This window comes from Enterococcus sp. AZ171, assembly GCF_051714005.1.
In the GTDB taxonomy this organism is placed as follows: Bacteria; Bacillota; Bacilli; order Lactobacillales; family Enterococcaceae; genus Enterococcus_B; species Enterococcus_B pernyi.
Map to the genome: position 1 here is coordinate 2331762 of NZ_JBIORA010000001.1, position 17458 is coordinate 2349219.

Annotated in this window: 20 protein-coding genes; 1 reads left to right on the forward strand and 19 read right to left on the reverse strand. The window is 40.8% G+C overall.

The features are described 5' to 3' along the window. Nucleotides 1-5: 5 nt before the first annotated feature. The 4 genes from licT to IGJ49_RS11315 form a co-directional block, all read right to left on the reverse strand. On the reverse strand, nt 6-851 hold the full coding sequence (gene licT / locus IGJ49_RS11300; RefSeq protein ID WP_023520149.1) for a BglG family transcription antiterminator LicT: 846 nt from the start codon (nt 849-851) through the stop codon (nt 6-8). 516 nt (nt 852-1367) lie between these two features. Next, entirely contained in the window at nt 1368-2081 is a 714-nt protein-coding gene (locus tag IGJ49_RS11305; protein WP_010734694.1) for a class A sortase, read from the reverse strand. 28 nt (nt 2082-2109) lie between these two features. Beyond that, nucleotides 2110-2430 (reverse strand): nucleotide pyrophosphohydrolase, encoded by a 321-nt coding sequence (locus IGJ49_RS11310; protein WP_438723466.1) that lies wholly within the window; start codon nt 2428-2430, stop codon nt 2110-2112. A 300-nt stretch (nt 2431-2730) separates the two neighbouring features. Further along, nucleotides 2731-3924 carry an MFS transporter gene (locus IGJ49_RS11315; protein ID WP_019722476.1) on the reverse strand — a complete coding sequence of 398 codons (1194 nt, stop codon included), beginning with the start codon at nt 3922-3924 and terminating at the stop codon, nt 2731-2733. 240 nt (nt 3925-4164) lie between these two features. Between IGJ49_RS11315 and IGJ49_RS11320 the strand changes: the two genes are divergently transcribed. Beyond that, entirely contained in the window at nt 4165-4854 is a 690-nt protein-coding gene (locus tag IGJ49_RS11320; protein WP_438723469.1) for an N-acetylmannosamine-6-phosphate 2-epimerase, read from the forward strand. A gap of 304 nt (nt 4855-5158) precedes the next feature. On the opposite strand, the gene IGJ49_RS11325 is transcribed toward IGJ49_RS11320, so the two are convergent. The 15 genes from IGJ49_RS11325 to IGJ49_RS11395 all read right to left on the reverse strand — a co-directional run bounded on the left by IGJ49_RS11325 (nt 5159) and on the right by IGJ49_RS11395 (nt 17458). Beyond that, the gene (locus IGJ49_RS11325; RefSeq protein ID WP_062804802.1) at nt 5159-5995 is read right to left on the reverse strand and encodes a PHP domain-containing protein; all 837 of its coding nucleotides are present in this window, start codon (nt 5993-5995) and stop codon (nt 5159-5161) included. 42 nt (nt 5996-6037) lie between these two features. Continuing rightward, entirely contained in the window at nt 6038-6928 is an 891-nt protein-coding gene (locus IGJ49_RS11330) for a PhnE/PtxC family ABC transporter permease (protein WP_010734688.1), read from the reverse strand. Between the two features lies 1 nt (nt 6929). Next, nucleotides 6930-7727 (reverse strand): ABC transporter permease subunit, encoded by a 798-nt coding sequence (locus IGJ49_RS11335; RefSeq protein ID WP_438723472.1) that lies wholly within the window; start codon nt 7725-7727, stop codon nt 6930-6932. An 11-nt stretch (nt 7728-7738) separates the two neighbouring features. Next, nucleotides 7739-8491 (reverse strand): phosphonate ABC transporter ATP-binding protein, encoded by a 753-nt coding sequence (phnC, locus tag IGJ49_RS11340; protein ID WP_224434181.1) that lies wholly within the window; start codon nt 8489-8491, stop codon nt 7739-7741. Nucleotides 8492-8503: 12 nt separating this feature from the next. Further along, the gene (locus IGJ49_RS11345) at nt 8504-9574 is read right to left on the reverse strand and encodes a phosphate/phosphite/phosphonate ABC transporter substrate-binding protein (RefSeq protein WP_438723474.1); all 1071 of its coding nucleotides are present in this window, start codon (nt 9572-9574) and stop codon (nt 8504-8506) included. Nucleotides 9575-9881: 307 nt separating this feature from the next. Beyond that, nucleotides 9882-10766, reverse strand: coding sequence for a diacylglycerol/lipid kinase family protein (locus IGJ49_RS11350; protein ID WP_010734684.1), 885 nt, complete (start codon nt 10764-10766; stop codon nt 9882-9884). Between the two features lie 391 nt (nt 10767-11157). Further along, nucleotides 11158-11601 (reverse strand): cupin domain-containing protein, encoded by a 444-nt coding sequence (locus IGJ49_RS11355; RefSeq protein WP_010734683.1) that lies wholly within the window; start codon nt 11599-11601, stop codon nt 11158-11160. Nucleotides 11602-11614: 13 nt separating this feature from the next. Then, on the reverse strand, nt 11615-12754 hold the full coding sequence (eutH, locus tag IGJ49_RS11360) for an ethanolamine utilization protein EutH (RefSeq protein WP_375152454.1): 1140 nt from the start codon (nt 12752-12754) through the stop codon (nt 11615-11617). 12 nt (nt 12755-12766) lie between these two features. Then, on the reverse strand, nt 12767-13027 hold the full coding sequence (locus tag IGJ49_RS11365; protein ID WP_010734681.1) for a EutN/CcmL family microcompartment protein: 261 nt from the start codon (nt 13025-13027) through the stop codon (nt 12767-12769). A 13-nt stretch (nt 13028-13040) separates the two neighbouring features. Then, a complete protein-coding gene (locus IGJ49_RS11370; protein WP_224434184.1) occupies nt 13041-13649 on the reverse strand; it encodes a hypothetical protein in 609 nt (202 codons plus the stop codon). A 12-nt stretch (nt 13650-13661) separates the two neighbouring features. Then, a complete protein-coding gene (eutD, locus tag IGJ49_RS11375; RefSeq protein ID WP_224434185.1) occupies nt 13662-14294 on the reverse strand; it encodes an ethanolamine utilization phosphate acetyltransferase EutD in 633 nt (210 codons plus the stop codon). A gap of 3 nt (nt 14295-14297) precedes the next feature. Then, nucleotides 14298-14873: a hypothetical protein gene (locus IGJ49_RS11380; RefSeq protein ID WP_438723478.1), complete on the reverse strand. Its 576-nt coding sequence runs from the start codon at nt 14871-14873 to the stop codon at nt 14298-14300. Nucleotides 14874-15120: 247 nt separating this feature from the next. Then, complete coding sequence (locus IGJ49_RS11385) at nt 15121-15405, reverse strand: BMC domain-containing protein (protein ID WP_010734677.1); 285 nt, start codon at nt 15403-15405, stop codon at nt 15121-15123. A 48-nt stretch (nt 15406-15453) separates the two neighbouring features. Then, nucleotides 15454-16929 (reverse strand): acetaldehyde dehydrogenase (acetylating), encoded by a 1476-nt coding sequence (locus IGJ49_RS11390; protein WP_096081676.1) that lies wholly within the window; start codon nt 16927-16929, stop codon nt 15454-15456. Continuing rightward, nucleotides 16919-17458 (reverse strand): BMC domain-containing protein, encoded by a 540-nt coding sequence (locus IGJ49_RS11395; RefSeq protein WP_224434187.1) that lies wholly within the window; start codon nt 17456-17458, stop codon nt 16919-16921. Before IGJ49_RS11395 ends, IGJ49_RS11390 begins: the two co-directional genes overlap by 11 nt.

Below are 17458 nucleotides of genomic sequence, written 5' to 3' on the forward strand. Positions count from 1 at the left end.
CCTTATCATTGGGTTTGTTTTTCTGTTACTACACGTTGGATGTGGATCGTCAGGTAGATTTGTTCCCCTGGTCCCATCTCTTTTTGTTGTGTTTGTATCAGGTATTCATTGATCCGTTCCACACAGCGAAACGCTTTTGGATATTTTCCTTGGACAAGCGCATAAAGAAATTCATCTTTCTCATCCGAAGCTTCATCTTTTAAGTATCGTTGTGTGAAAAATTGTAAATGTGTGATGATTCGTTGATAATTCAAGGAATCTTCGTCAAAGGCGATGCCGAAAAATTTACTGATGATACTTAGGATATCTCGCACCATTTTCGTTGCCGCCATCGTTACTTGCATGTCGCCATTTCCTTGTTCACTATTGACGAAATGAAAGGCTATGAAGCCTGCTTCATCCATTGGTAAGGTCACACCAAGCTTTTCTTCAACAAGTTGAAGGGCTTGTTTGGCTGCTCGATATTCTTTAGGATAAAACTTTTTTGTTTCAAATAATAAAGGATTCGGTAATTCGATGTTTTCCTTTGCTCGACTGATCGCATAATGGATATGATCGGTCAGTGTCAAATAGATGTTTGGCGATAATTGAATGTTTAGTTGTTCTTCGGCAAGGTCGACGATCTGCTTCACCAGCTCGACCTCTTCTAATGGGACATCTGCCATCAATTGTTGGAACTGATGCGTAGTAAAAGAATCTTTTAACACAAATTCTTTTTGGATCGATTCTTCAGAGATCGTATCGCCTGATTTTTTTTGAAAAGCAAGACCTTTTCCCATGCAGATGATTTCTTCGCCTAATTCATTTTTTGAAATGACGACATTATTATTCAAGACTTTTTCTATGACCATCTACATCGACCTCCCAACTAAAAAATAAAAAAACCTAGAACCCGCCCGTAATTACTAGCTGAATTCTGGTTTTGCCTGCCGAACAGTAACAATCCGTTGTTTAACTACATTTACTATATCACTATTACATTCGTTATGCAACCCTTTTCATGGTTTTTATTTTTTCAAAAGGAGAAGAACTTTTAGCATTTTGTAACACTGAATCCAATATACATGCGATGAGAGTAACAAAAAAGGAGTGGGACATTCGTTCATCTCCCCCACCTATAACCGAATAAACGGCGGGAACAGAAGTAACCTCTTCGGAAATAAGGGTCTCCCTGAGAAAATATAGAAAACTATTTTCTCAGGGAGACCCTTATTACTTGGAGCTGAACGGCTTTTTCACAACCTCTAATAAACGGTGATCGAAAAACTGATCTTCATCACTAAGCAAAAAAATTGTAAAATATGAGAAGCTATTTTTCAATTTTCTATCTTACTGCTCAGATCAAAACGTTTTTCTCACAACCTCTTCTAAAACGTTCTCGTTGGCATGTCAAAGGCGTTTTTCATTTCTTGGGTGGCTTCTTTCATTGGTGTGATACTTTCGAGTTCTCCTTGGACGACTAGGCGTGTAATGGCATCCATATCACCACAAGTGATCAAGGTGATCAATTCTTTTCCTTCTTCGATGTTCAATAATTCTGTTGCTGAAGGGTCGACTTTTTCTTTGAATGTCGCTTTATACGTGTAGACGTTTTCCAAATCGACGATATAGATTTTATCCCCTAAGTTTAGATTTTCTAATGGAGTAAAAAGTAATTCCGGATTGTTGGCACGATGACTTGCTAAGGCATAGTTGCCTTTCCCCATTTCTTGATTTGGGTCTAACGTTCCGGCACCGTACAATAAGTTTGCATTATCTAACCCTCTAAAAATCGGCAAATTGATCGAGACGGATGGGACGGCGATACTTCCAATGACTGGTAGATCTGGTCGATTCAATTGGGCTCTTAACACCGCTTCTGAACTCATTGATTCAACTGAATCAAAGTCAAAGTTTGCCTCTTTTTGATTATTTTTGACAATATCATCACGAGTCACATTAGAGATAGCGTACGCATCTCCTGTATTTTTAACAAAAAAATCTTTGATCTGTTCATTAAAGATCAAGGCTAATCCTACTAATAATAGTAGAAACAATAGGAAATTGACCAGCCACTTTTTGACTCTTCCTTTTTTTTTCATGTATCTTCCACCTTCCACGCTTATCTTCCTATGATAATTCTGTATATTTTTCTTTGTTGTTTTTACTTTTTTCTACTGGGTATTTCTGATTGTTTTTTTCTAATTTTTCTTCAATGATCGTATCGATATCTAAATTTAGATTGTCGGCCATCATATAAGAGTATATCAACACATCTGCTAGTTCTTCTTTGATTCGTTCAAGCTGAGTGGTTGTCACTTCTTCTGGTTGCTTCCATTGGAATAACTCTAATAATTCTGAGGCTTCTAAAGAAATCGAAATTGCTAAATCTTTTTCATTATGAAATTGCCGCCAATTGCGATCATCTCTAAATTGATTGATTTTTTCCATTGATCTTCTCCTAATTTTAAATCAAGTTACATTAATCATACCATGTTTAACGAAAAAATAGTTTAGACTTATTTTAATAATCTGTTCTATTTTTCAGAAAAAAAAATATCTTATCGCCGGTTTTAAATTAAAGAAAAGGTTCATTTACGTCTCATCCACGCTAAGTTCACCGTTTGGATTGGTTGGTCGGTGCTTTATGTAAAACTGGGGCTGTGACATTCGTCTTCTCCAACTTAGAACAAACGCTTCTGTCACAGCCTCAATTTAATCATATGTTAGAATATCGCTTTGATCCATTTACTATTGTTGTAAACTTGTTTTCAGATCTCTTACGCCTGATAAAGTCATCAAGACGAGTAAACTGATTAAATAAATTCCACTTAGAAATAGAATAACAGCCGTCAAACTATAATGGTCCATTAGAAAGCCGATCACGATCGATGAAAAACCGCCTACTGCTCGTCCTAGGTTCATGATAAAGTTATTCGCCGTGGCACGGATCTCTGTTGGATACAAACTACTGATGATCGCTCCATAACCACCATACATTCCGTTGATGAAGTAACCTACGACTACTGCTGCAGCAACTAAACTCCATTGACTGTGTGCAAGTACGAGTAAAAAGACAGACAAAGAGGAGCAAATCAGAAACAAACCAAATGCGAGGGTTGGACCAACTTTATCCATGATGATCCCAAACGTCATCATCCCTAATGACATCCCCAAAATCGTGCTGATCATCCATAAAGAGGAACCCGATACTGATAGACCTAATTGTGCTTGCATGATTGAAGGCAACCAATTCATCAAGCCGAAATAACCAGCAATCTGTACAGTAACCATCAGACTAAGACCTGTCGTTTGCCATGCCATGTGTTTCGTTTGGAACAAATGACTAAGCTTTGTCTTTTTCCCAGTTTCTTTTGTTTCTTCAAATGCCTCTGGTTCTTTTAGCCCTCTTCGAATAAACAAAACCATCAAGACCGGCAAGACACCGATGACATAAAGCATTTTCCAGCCAAACAAAGGAATGATCACTGCTGCTAAGATGGCGGCCAAAGCTGCACCAACTTGTGCGCCGATTGCAGCGACAGAAGATGCACGACCAATTTGTTTCTTTGAAAAGCTTTCAGAAATCAAAGACATACATGCGCCGTATTCCCCGCCAGCGCCGATTCCTGCGATAAAACGAAACAGATAAACAAGATAAATATTCGAAGCAAAATACATGAGTAAAGAAGCAATCGAGAATAAAATGACGGTTTGCGAAAATACTTTGACTCGCCCATATTTATCCGCCATCAATCCAAAAAAAATACCTCCAACGAGCATCCCTAAATTAGTGATCGTTGCAATCAACCCTGCTTGCGTTCCACTAATATTAAAAGTTGCGATCATTGAAGATAATGAAAAAGCTAAAAACATAATATCCATATTTTCTAAAGCAATACCCGCCGATGTTGATAATAATACCTTTCGTTGATACTTCGTCATTTTTCTTCCCCTTTTCTTTAAATCACCCTAAATTGTTAAAATCATATCCAAAATCCAAGAAAAAATCAAGAACTTTTTCAGTATAAGCGAAAAAATTTTGATCCTTCTTTTGTAAACGAATGATTTTTCCAATGGAAGGTGCTGTGAATAAAGCCCTTTCTCTTTACACGCATGAAAGCGGATGCTATATTTCTTGGTAGAAATGGCTTACTATTGTTTTCAGATTGGAGTTTTTGACAAATGGACAAACAAGAATTTTTAGAACAAATCAGTCATGGATTGATCGTTTCTTGCCAAGCATTACCTGGCGAAGTTTTTTATTCAGAAGAAGGTGGCTTGATGCCTTATTTTGCACTAGCTGCAAAGAAAGCTGGCGCAGTCGGTATTCGGGCAAATTCAGTCAGAGATATTTTAGAGATCAAAGAAAAAGTTGATTTACCGATGATCGGTATCATCAAACGGGACTATCCACCTGAAAAACCGTTTATCACTGCAACGATGAAAGAAGTGGATGAATTAGTCGCCACTGGCGTAGAAATGATTGCACTTGATTGTACCCTGCGTAAACGACACGATGGCTTATCGATCAACGCATTCATTGAACAAATCAAAACGAAATATCCTCATCAATTATTCATGGCAGATATTGCGACCTTTGAAGAAGGAATCAATGCTTATAAAGCCGGGATCGATTTTGTCGGGACGACATTAAGCGGCTATACCGAAGAAAGTGAAGAAACAGAAGGGCCTGATGTGCAGTTGATCAAACGCCTTCTTGAAGCAGATGTGTGCGTGATTGCAGAAGGAAAGATCCACACGCCCCAACAAGCCAAGGAAATCCAAGCGTTAGGTGTAGCTGGTATCGTGGTTGGGGGCGCCATTACCCGCCCACAAGAGATCACGCAACGATTTGTTGCTGCGTTAGATTGACAACACTTGAAAACAAAAAAACCACTGTCTTGAAGTAACGGTTCACACTGATCAGGGAATGGGACATTCGTTCACCTCCCCCACCTATAACCGAATAAACGGCGGGAACAGAAGTACCCTCTTATTATTAAAGTGCCCCTTCTTGAATTCCGTTTATTCCATTCTAGACAGTAATGGCGTACTAGATACTTTTTACCTACACAAAAAACGGTCTTTCAACACGTGCAAGGATGATCGCACGAATGGAAAGACCGTCTTTTCAGCCAGGGGGCTAAATAAAATATAGGATAAAAAAGAAAAAAATTTAGTTGGCTTTCATATGTGCATCGAGTAATAACTCGTCAGGAAATTCACGAACATTAGCCATGGCACACTCACCAAAATAATCTGGCCCGTTCTTCCCTTTAAAATCAGATCCTCCAAAACAGTGGATATTGAAACGATCAACTAATTCCTGTACTTTTCGTTGATCTTTCAAACTATGTTCTGGATGATATTTTTCGATACCATCAATACCAAACGAAGCCAGTTCAGGGATCAACTCGAAACTGTCGAGCTTTCCCGGATGGGCAACGACGGACATCCCGCCGCCGAGCTTGATTGCTTGGATCACTTCGTAGACATCGATCATCTCTGCCTCTTCTTGACCAAAATCATTATATTTGAATAATTTACGGTAAAGATGTCCATCAATCGATGTATCGTATCCTGCTTTGATCAACGCAGACATGATGTGTTGTTTGTAAAGAGCGGTCGCCTGTTTCGCAAACTGTCTTACTTGCTCTTCTTTGATACGAAATCCTTCAGTTTGGATACGTCTCAACTGACGTAAGGTATTTCTTGTTCGCGCCGCACGCAACGGTTCACATAACTGTTCGATATACTGATAATTCAGTAAATTATACCCCAAGATATGTACCTGTTGCCGGCGTTTGAAATCATAAGCGGTCACTTCGATGCCTTCAATAAAATTGATTGGGGAAGGAGCGAAGACCTGTCTTATGTGAGCTAATCCCGCCGAGGTATCTTGATCTACGACGGACAGGATATTCATGTGATGATTCAATGCTAATTTGAGTAGTTCTTCTGGTGAACTGCTACCATCTGAAAAGTAACTATGGACATGCAAATCTGCTTTCACTCGACGTTCTCCTCTCCTTTTTTCCAGTCAATTTCATCTCAATCAAGCGTGAATGATATATTTTTTTCGTAGTCTGATCGCCACGACTTCTAAGATCGCAACTACTGCTAAAATCATATACACTAATACGCCGATCTCATGAAAATCAAAATAAAAACTACTTGTCATCGCAAGTTGGAACCCTAAACCACCCGCTCCTGCGGCGGCACCTACGGCAATCGCATTAGTAAAGTTGATCTCAAAACGAATGAACAACCAAGAAAGCAAAGCGGTCATACAAGAAGGTAAAATTGCTTGGAACACCACCTGCCACCAACTTGCCCCACATGCACGCAATGCTTCGATCACACCAGAATCGATTTCTTCAATACTCTCAGAAAAGACCTTTGTGAGGTAAGCAATCGTGTGAAAAGACATGCCAATGATTGCCGCATTCGCACCCAATCCAATCAAGATCGAGAAAATCATGACCCACAAGATCGTTGGCACCGCACGGATGAAGGACATCACTGTTCGGATCGCGTTTGATGGGCCTGAATGGCTGATATTTCTTGCTGTAAATAACGCCATCAAGAAGGCTGTCACACCTCCAAGCAATGTGGTGATCACCGCCAAACCTACCGTCATACCTAAAGCTTGGAGCAATGTCTCAAAAGAAAAACGTCCAGAGAGTCTTGGCTGGAGAAAAATCCGTTGCAAGTCTGTAAAAAATTGTCGCGTCGCATCCAGCAATACAACCTCGCCATAATCCATCGTGAGTAAGGTGTAGATCGATATACTAGTCAGTAGCGTAAACAAGACCCAAGGGACGATCCGATAGGTTTTCCACACGCGAATACGGATTTTCTTTTTAGCATTTCGTCTGATTTTTGTCGGTTGGGCTAAGACGGTTTCTGTCACCGCTAATTCAAGTTCACTTTGTCGTTGGACCATATCAATGAATCATCCTCCTAATTTTATTGGACGAAAGTTCCAGTGCGATCACGATGACAACGATCGTCAAGATGACCATTCCTGCCATATCGTAGCGAAATTTCTTATAATAGAGGTCAAATAGAAAACCGATCCCCGTTCCGGTCAATATGCCGACCAATGTTGCATCACGGATGTTGTTTTCGATCATGAACAATATCCAACTGATCAGCTGACCAAAGACCATCGGTAAGATGCCTTGAAAAATGATCGCAAAGTAAGAAGCACCAGTCGCCGTCATCGCTTCTGTGATACTTCCTGCCACTTCATCGATCGTTTCCATAAACGAGCGTGTCAAGTAACCGTACGTTGTAAAGGTGATGGCTAAATAACCAGTAAATTCATTTTGTTTGAAACTCAACAGTAGGACCATTGCCCAAACCACGATCGGGATATTTCTAAAAAAACTAGCAAAGACCCGTGCCACTGTTTTTGTTCCCTTATTCAGGCCAGTTGTCTCTGAACCAATGATTGCCGTGATCAATGAAAATACTGTGGCAGTCATCGTTGCTGTGATCGACAACAAAACCGTCTCAAGTAATTTAGATAAGATCAATGGCAAGGATTGGATCGAATTTTCCGTTGGGATAAAATTGGTGAACAACCAGACAAAACTCTGGGGAATCGCCGCAATAGCTGCACCAAATTGAAAGCCAACAAATTGTGAAAAGGCAACGTACACGACAACAAAGCTAAAGAGTGTCACAAATAAAAACTGCTTCTTTTTACGAAAGAGATCTTGATTCAGTTTTTTATCCATCCAAGCCCTCCCTATACTAACAATTCATCAGACTGATAAATCTGATTGATTTGATTTGTTGTCAGTTCATCTGGGTTCCCAGAGAACACGACATTGCCACTGTTTACGCCAATGATCCGATCGGAATAATCGATCGCAACCTCTACTTGGTGAAGATTCACTAGACAAGCGATATCTAATTCTTTCGTCACTTGCCGTAAGTAATCCATAACGACTTTCGAAGATTTGGGGTCTAAAGATGCAATCGGTTCGTCACATAAGATCAACGCAGGACGTTGCATCAACGCTCGAGCAATCCCGACACGTTGTTTTTGTCCACCACTCAATTCATCACAACGTGTGTAAGCAAACTCTGATAATCCGACTTTTTCTAACAAATCGAAGGCTTCCTGTTTTTCCTCTTCATTGTAGACACCAATCGAGCCTTTCACGGCAGACTTGTATCCAAGTCTACCGTGAAGGACATTCTCAATAGCTGTGAGGCGACTGACTAAATTATAATGCTGGAAAATCATACCGATTCTTCTTCTTTTTAAGCGCAAAGACTTCTTCTTTAGACGTTGCATGTCCTCATCTTCAAAGAAGACAGCCCCTTCATTGGCAGAAATCAACTGATTGATACAACGTAGAATCGTGGATTTTCCTGCCCCAGATGGTCCGATGATCGAAACAAATTCTCCTTTTTCTAGTTGAAAGGAAATGTCCTTTAACGCTTGTTTCCCGTTACTATAGGTTTTTGAAATCGAGTCTACTTGTAATAGCATGGCTCGTCCTTTCTACTTCGAGCGAAGTGGGTCATAGAAACTATCAGTGACTTCTACAAATTGTTCATCGGCTTCTTTCTGATATAGACCCACAGATTCTGAGTCTTTTGGTGAAAAGATCGCTTCATTATTCGTCACTTCTTCGCTCATCATGGCTTGAGTGATTTTATCGACTGTTTCTTCATCCAGATTATCTTTGTTGACAACAAATGGTCCATTTAACACTGGGATCGAATGGATCACACGGACTTTTTCGCCTCTGACTGTATCAAATGGTGCCTCTGCATCAGCTTTTACTTGGTAAACGACACCAGCTTTGTTTTCTTCCCCCTCCACGACATCAAAATATTGAGCCATGTTCATAAATGCTGCTGCATCCGCATCTCCCTTAAGCAAGTTGACGGCAGAGCCTTGATGGGAACCTCCGAAAAGTACTTTGTTGAAGAAATCGCCATCGATGATCAATTCATCCGAACTACCAAGTCCAAACTGATCAACGATTGCTTGACTTGGTACTCTAAACCCAGAAGTCGAAGAATTAGAGACAAAGGAAAACGCTTTGCCTTCGATCGGTTCCAACGTATAGCCATCACCCTCTTGATACTCCGCTGTATCTTCTTCATTGACGACAATAAAACTGTAATAGACGGCATCTTCCAGAGTGCCACTTGCACCCGAATTTGTTAAAATCGCTTGAACATTTTCGTTTTTTCTATTTGCTTCAATATAGCCATCGGGCCCCATATACGCCAAATCTACTTGTCCTTTGGCAATGGATTCGATCACGATATTATAGTCCGTACTTATGACGATTTCGACGTCTCTACCTGTTGCTTCTGATACGATCGATTGGATTTCATTTCTTGATTGTTCAAATTCACTTGCTGATTCATTGGGATAAAAAGCAATCTTGATTGGCTCAGAAGAATGTTGACTTTCGCCATCCGCTTGAGCATTAGAATTACACCCAGCTAATAAAAATAAACCGGTCATGAAAAACATCGCACTAATAAGTTTCAATCGTCTTTTATTCCAAAACATGTGTGGTAAGCTCCCTTGTTTTTTATTTGGTACATCTTCCATTTTATGGACTCAATGTAAATTTCTAATGGACTTCGCGATAGGAGTAGATGAAGATTGTAAATCATTTGTAAAACAAGGGTTCTTTTCTTTGATCAACCAACACCTTGGTACATCTGCGTCTTTTTTTGAAATAAATGAAAACCATAAAAAATCCTCTTAACAAATTCATCCAATGTTTACAAAAAAACGCAAAAAATAAAGGATGACTCGGTTGATTTGTTTCATCATCGAGTCACCCTTTTCTATTTTTATCTTTCATATTCGTGGTTTTAGGTAGTTGGTCTAGTTGATTTTGTTTAATTTGATTCTAACAATAAACGGATAGATGAGACGGTAATACTTCGATCGTTACTGGAAGTTTTGTTCCTTCATCTCCATCGATATTTGTTGCCAGTTCTTCTTCGTCCACTAAAGAAATCACTAGTTTTTCTGCGGTCTGATACGCAAGATTCTCCGTTGTCGCATCGACCCCTTTGATCAAATCAGGCACTGCTTTTAAGGTATCAAAAAATGAGCGGTCTTTTAAATATACAAAATGAAGCTTGCCATCATTGATTTCTGCCTCTGGTAAGAGCGTCTCAAAACCACCGACTGAGTTTGTCAAACCAATCAGCAGTGTGCTACTTTCGATTTCTTCCTCTACGCCATCAGCTTCCACACGGAACGTATAGGATTGGGTATTCGTCAGTTGTTTGAAGCCAGAAATAAAATAAGCCATCTTTCCTAGTTTGGTTTTCTTTTCAGGATCAACGTCATTGATCGCTTCTGGAATCGTTCCAATGGCAACGACGTTCATAAAGTATTGATCATTGATTTTCCCGATATCTAACGGTTTCGTGTGGTCGATCGAGAATTGTTGGATGGCTTCTTCTGGATCAATCGGCATATTCAATGCTCGGGCTAGATCATTGACCGTTCCTAAAGGAAAGAAGCCAAAATTTGGTCGTTCCTCTTGCTCTGCGAGACCGCTGATTGCCTCATTGACTGTTCCATCACCGCCCATCGCAAAGACACTATCGACTTTTTCCAACGCCCCTTCACGAGCAAAATTTGTTGCATCGCCACTTTTTTCAGTGTGTAAGACTTGGACTTCCTCAAAAATGGTACGCAATTTATTTTCTGCCATTTCTTCATATTCTTTTGCTTTTTCTCCTCCAGAACTAGGGTTAACGATCAACAACGCTTTTTTCATCCGATTTCTTCCTTTCTTGTTTGTTCTTTCTCTTACAATAACATAAAACAAGAAAATTCTAAGGAATGATGCTATTGGGAAAAGCAACAAAAAAGCGGTAAATCCTGAATCAACAGAATTTACCACTTCACTTTTCAGATCATTTATGCGACAAAAAATACTGCCGCTTCAAAACGTGCCACTTGACTCATTAAACCTAAACTATTCAGAAGCACCGGTTATTCGGCTTTAGTACATTCTAGACCTTCTTCCGCACTCTCATGTAACGATACTTGAAATAAAAAATAGCCACTCACTTAAATTGATTATTTGCACCTATCCATTGTTACCTGAGATCATGAAGCCCGACCAGCCATAAAACCAAATAACCGGTACTTCCGAAATACTTTGTTTATTGCGATTGCCAATCGGCTGGATAAGTGACATAGATAAAGCGTGCTTCACCAGTTACTGAGAACTGGATACTCGTACTTTTCGGGATCAAGATCAATTCGCCAGCTTTTGCAGAGACTTTGCGTCCATCGATCAATACATCTAACTGACCAGAAATCACATAATCGATTTCATCATATTCTAACGTCCAATCAAAAGTCGTATCGGTCATTTCCATAATGCCACAACCCAGACGTGGGCTTTCTTGTAATGAAAAAAGATCTTTTGTATACACACGGTCAGCAGGGTTACCTGTATCAAGGCGATCTTCCTCAGAAACAGTCATTTCTGCTAGTCTAATGGAAGCAACACCACTAGGATCGACCTGTTTTGCCGGCATCAATTTTTCCATCACTAATTGTCGTACTAAGTTTTCGATCATTTGACGATCTAATTCTGCCATTTTCGCCACGCTCCTATTCTACGATCGTTTGCTCTTTCGTTGTTGTTTGCTCACTTACGGTTACTTCTTTTTCTTTTCCTAATAAACGATTGGCCATGAATACTGCGACAAAGATTGCAGTGATCCCACCAACGATTTTTCCAACCATCATCGGGAAAATCATTTCTTTCGCCACGCCCGCAGTAAAGCCTAAATGATCACCTAAAATAAATGAAGCAGAAACTGCAAATGCTACATTGATGATTTTTCCACGACGGTCCATATCTTTTAACATTTGGAACATTGGGATATTGTTTGCTAAAGTAGCCACCATGCCGGCAGCTGCAATTTCATTCATACCTAAAACTTTTCCTAATTTCATCAATGGTTTGTTGAACACTCGTGTGATGACAGCTACTAAACAGAATGCGCCTGCCAATGTCAACGCAATGTCACCCACTACTTCGATACCTTCTGTCACCGGAGCAATTCCTGGAATCAATGTGATGTCAACTAATTGTTGGATTGCACCAATGACCAAGCCAGCAATTGCGACGATCACTACGCCTTTACCAAAGACATTGAATCCTTTGATCATCCCTTGTGGCGCTAACCATAGACCAACGATGATCAAAGCAGCCACGATCACGATCGGCAATAAGTTTAGTAAGATCATACTCATTGGCATACCAGCGACTAAGCCACCTGCTAACAAACCTAATGGAATCGTAATGATCCCGCTCAGCACACCTGTTGCTAAGTATTGTTGATCTTCTTTTTCAATGATCCCTAAGGCAACGGGAATCGTGAAAACTAATGTTGGGCCCATCATTGCACCTAGAATCGCACCGGCAAACAAGCCAGCTTGTGGATCATGTGCCATTTGTTGTGCTAAGGCGAAGCCACCCATATCGTTTGCTAACAAAGTCGTCGCAAACATCGAAGGATCCGCACCTAAGAATTCATACACAGGTACAACGATTGGGCTAAGAACTGTTGCAAGAACAGGTGCTAATGTGATGATCCCGACCATTGACAAAGCTAATGAACCCATCGCCATCAAGCCTTCTTCAAATTGTTCCCCTAAACCTAATTTGTTCCCGATACATTTATCGATCCCGCCGATAACCATAAAAAGAACCATGATATACATAATGATTTCATTGATACTCATCGTAAATCTCCTTTATTCTTCAATTGAATCAATCACACCGACAATCATTGCATCAATGGGTGTATCTGGATCACCAGCTGAAATTCTGGCTGCTTGTCCTTTGCTGATCAATACCTTGTCACCAACTCCGGCACCGGCATTGTCTGCTGCGACAATAAATCCGATTTTTGTTTCTTTCTCGTCTAGTACATCGACCATCAGTAGTTTCCAACCATTTAGTTTTTCATCTTTTCTGGTCGACCATAGACTTCCAGTCACTTCACCTAATAGCATCTGTGATCCCTCCTCATTTGAATAAACGATTTCTTAGCGCATACTCCTCTGCTAAGGGTGTCAACCGTTCCTGATTCATTAAATCTATTCCATTTGTTTGTTGTAGTCGCTGGATCAATTGCTTCTCTGTGATATACTTTCGCTTTGGCAACTCATTTGCTAACACCTTTTTTCGGCAAGCCGCTAAAAATGAGTCATAGCTTGCATTTTCTTCTTCGAAAAAATACATCCCATAACGTTGGCATTGCACTGTTGATTCAGTGATTTTCTTTTTCAGATGGTACTTCATTTTGTTTGGACTGTTCACTGACTCTGTTTGCAGAACCAAGACAGGCTTTCCTGCGAACAAAAAAGAAAGGATACTCGCCGTTTTACGATCAGTCGGTAGCAACTGAGCAATCGCGGCCAATTGAGGAAAACTGACATGTTGGACGACTAAGCCATCGCTTTTCGTTGGATCTTGCGTTTCTATCCAATCGACCATCGATCGTTCAGCGAATAACGTTGTAGGATAACTTGCTTTTTCGTCCATCCATGCTAACTGATAGTCAGCTGCGGGCAATCGGTTCATCAGCATTTCGGTGACTTGCTGAATGACTTTTTCAATCTCCGTTACCTTCACGAAATCCCCTCCCTATTTACAAATGTAACCACGATCTCCTTTGTTCAAGCCACACGCATTTGCTTCATCGTAATCAATGTGCATATACGTCGCAAAATCTGGACTGACACGGACAACCACATCATCAAAGATCAGCGGACGACTTGCTTCCACACGTACTTTCACCGTTTGACCATTCACTACTTGGTTTTTGTTTGCATCTTCTGGCGTCATATGGACATGGCGCTTTGCCACGATCAACCCTTTATCTAATTGAACAGCTGATTCACCGTTCATCAAGACCACACTTGGTGTTCCTACGATTTTGCCGCTTTCTCTGACAGGCACGCGACTGCCTAAAATACGTGTATCCGTCATCGAAACTTCGACTTGTGACTCCGCACGTTCTGGGCCTAAAATAACCACATTTTGGAATAAGCCTTTGGGACCTGCGACAGTGATCCGCTCTTTGCAGACATACTGACCTGGTTGGGACAATTCTTTTACTTTGGTCAATTGGTATCCTGGACCAAATAATGCGTCGATATCTTTGCGACTCAAATGCACGTGTCTTCCTGAAGCTTCTACTTCGAAAGAATGTTGTTGTGACTGGATACGTTGTACCACTTCATTGATAATTTCATTTAAATGATCCAATCGGTTCATCTCCTACTCATTTTTCGGCAGTTGAATCATACGTTGCAATTCTTCTGCCCATAACATAAAAATAGCTAAATCTGTCGGAAATTCTTCTAACAATTGACTGATTTTCTCTATTTGATACTCGATCTCATTGATTGAATAGCGCAAGGTTCTTTTTTGCAAGGAGGAACGATACATCATTCCTGAAAGTCGTTTTGGATGAGTTGAGAGCTTTTCCCCATCCAATCGACTAAAGCTTACTAACCAATCTTGCTGATACTCTAAATACAACCAACCTTCGGCATAAATATCGTTTTCTTCCAATAAATGAAAGAAGAGTAGATTTTTCAGTTTTTTTATTTCTAAACAGATTTTTCGTCGCACACTGGGTATCAACGATTCTTGTTCAAACATAGGTTGCTTAGGTTTCTCCATTGGAGAAGAAACGAGGTTTTCTCGCATAAGCGGAATATGATGCTCACGTAAATAGCTAGAAGCTGCGGGAGTCAAAAGACAATCCTTTGGCACAACGAAAGTGATTCCTGTTTGTATTTCTTTTTTCCGAAACATGTACCGTAACTGGTCTTCTGTAATCACACTCATAGGACGCTCTCCTTTCTCCAATGGATTATTTCCAAGCATTGATCTCGTCTTGGAAACAAGCCTATAACAATAATATCCACTTTACTTCCACAACATAGATAAACGGCATTCCAGAAGCAACTCCTTCAAAAATAAGGGCGAAAAGCCAAAAATATGAGAAAATATTTTCGGCTTTTCGCCCTTATTTCTCGGAGCTGAACCCTTCTGTCACAACCTCTTGTTTCATTTTAGATGTCTATAACGATGATTATTCAGCCACTTTTGGTAAAATCGCATCTACTTCAGTGTGAGGACGTGGGATCACGTGTACAGATAATAATTCGCCAACACGTTCAGCTGCTGCTGCACCTGCATCTGTTGCTGCTTTTACAGCCCCAACATCACCACGAACCATGATTGTTACTAAGCCGCCACCTACTTGTTCTTTGCCGATCAATGTTACGTTTGCTGCTTTCACCATTGCATCTGCTGCTTCAACAGCACCTACTAATCCACGAGTTTCGATCATTCCTAAAGCGTTTGTACTTGACATTATAATTTCCTCCTATTGTGTGTTTTTTCAATTAATATATATTACATATTATTGTAATCGAGCTAATACTTGGGCAACGAGTGTATCGATCAACTCATCTTTGTTGCCCCCTTGGTTGTTTGTTTCTTGGACTGGCATTTGAGCGCCAGCGCCAAATTCTTGACGGATGTCCGCTAGATCAGTGACACCGTAAGCGACACGACGAACATTGAATAGGTTTTCTACTCCGATATTGTCAGATGTAGAACTTCCACCAACGGCGCCACACCCTAGTGTCAACGCTGGAACTAAGCCAGTTGAAGCCCCGATTCCGCCTAATGAACCTGCGGTGTTGATCAACAGACGAGAAACTGGTTTTCTTAAGCCAAATTCACGGACGACTTCTTTGTTTTCAGTATGGATACACATTGTGTGTCCTGCACCTTCACCTTTTAAGATTTCTACCGATAGATCACAAGCTTCTTGCCAGTTTTCTACCGTGTAAAAAGCAATGATCGGTGCTAATTTTTCTCTTGAGAATGGATACTTGATGCCAACGTTGCTTTCTTCTGCCACGATCAGACGACGATCAAATGGAATATTCAACCCAACTAATGAAGCGATATGACGAACCGAACGTCCAACGATTTGTGGGTTCATCGTGCCGTTAGGTCGTAAGATAAAGCGAGACAATTTATCTGCTTCGTCTGGACTCAAGAAGTAAGCACCTTGTTTGATCAATTCAGCTTTGACTGCTTCACGATTGACTTTTTCCACGATGATCGACTGTTCTGATGCACAGATCGTTCCATTATCAAATGTTTTAGAATCCATGATCCGTTTCACCGCCATTGGGATCAATGCGCTACGTTCAATATATGCTGGACCATTGCCTGGGCCTACGCCGATCGCCGGTGTTCCTGAAGAATACGCAGCTTTGACCATCGCATTGCCACCAGTGGCTAAGATCAAGTTTGTATCTTTGTGGGTCATCAATTCTTTTGTTGCTTGCATCGTTGGTGTCGTGATCACTGAAACACTCTCTTTTGGTCCACCCGCAGATTCGATCGCTGAACGAATGATCTCCACTGTCGCTTGGATCGATTGTAATGCGTTGGGATGTGGGGAGAAGACGATACTATTCGCAGCTTTCAATGCGATCAATGCTTTGTAGATCACTGTTGAAGTTGGGTTTGTCGATGGGATCAACCCAGCAACTACGCCAACAGGTACGGCAATCTCCGTTACCTTTTTCTGTGGGTCTTCATTGATGACACCCACTGTTTTCGTATGTTTGAATTCTTCATAAACGATTTTTGAAGCAAAAGCATTTTTGATGATTTTGTCTTCATAGATGCCGAAGCCAGTTTCTTCATTCGCCATTTTCGCTAGACGTTCACGTTGTGCAAATGTAGCGTCTGAAACGGCTTTGACGATTTGATCAATCTGCGTTTGCGAAAATGTTTCTAATACTTTTTGCGCCTTTTTTGCAGCTTCGATCAAATCACGGGTTTCTTGGATCGAGCGTAAATCTTTATCCACGATGGGTCACTCCTTTAATTTCTGCCATGATCGCCTCTACTAATGATTGTTTGCTTGCAGATTTGATTTCTGATGGTTTTAAATGTTTCACATTCAATTTGTAAGCTTCTTTTCGTAGCTCTACGATACGTTTTGCTTGTAACTCCGCACGACGATCGTTTGTTTCACTGATCTGGGTGGCTTCAACCTTCGTTTCGACTTTCGTCGACTTGGCTGGTTCTTCTAAACGATCAGGTGTTACTTCAGTGACACGTTCTTCTGTTTTCGGTTGTTGAAAAAGGATGTGCGTCTGTTCATCCACCCGTGAAATCACATGATGTGAGATCAGACAGTTCAACGCCTTCGCTACGACGACCCCTGCATCGACTGCTGCATTCACAGCAGCAACATCACCACTTAGTTGGACAGTGGTTAGTCCACCTTTGATGATCTCCGCATTCAACAAGGTCACATCTGCGGATTTCAACGCAGCATCGCTGACACTGACAGCGCCTAAAAATCCGCGAACTTCGATCATTCCAATCGCATTCAT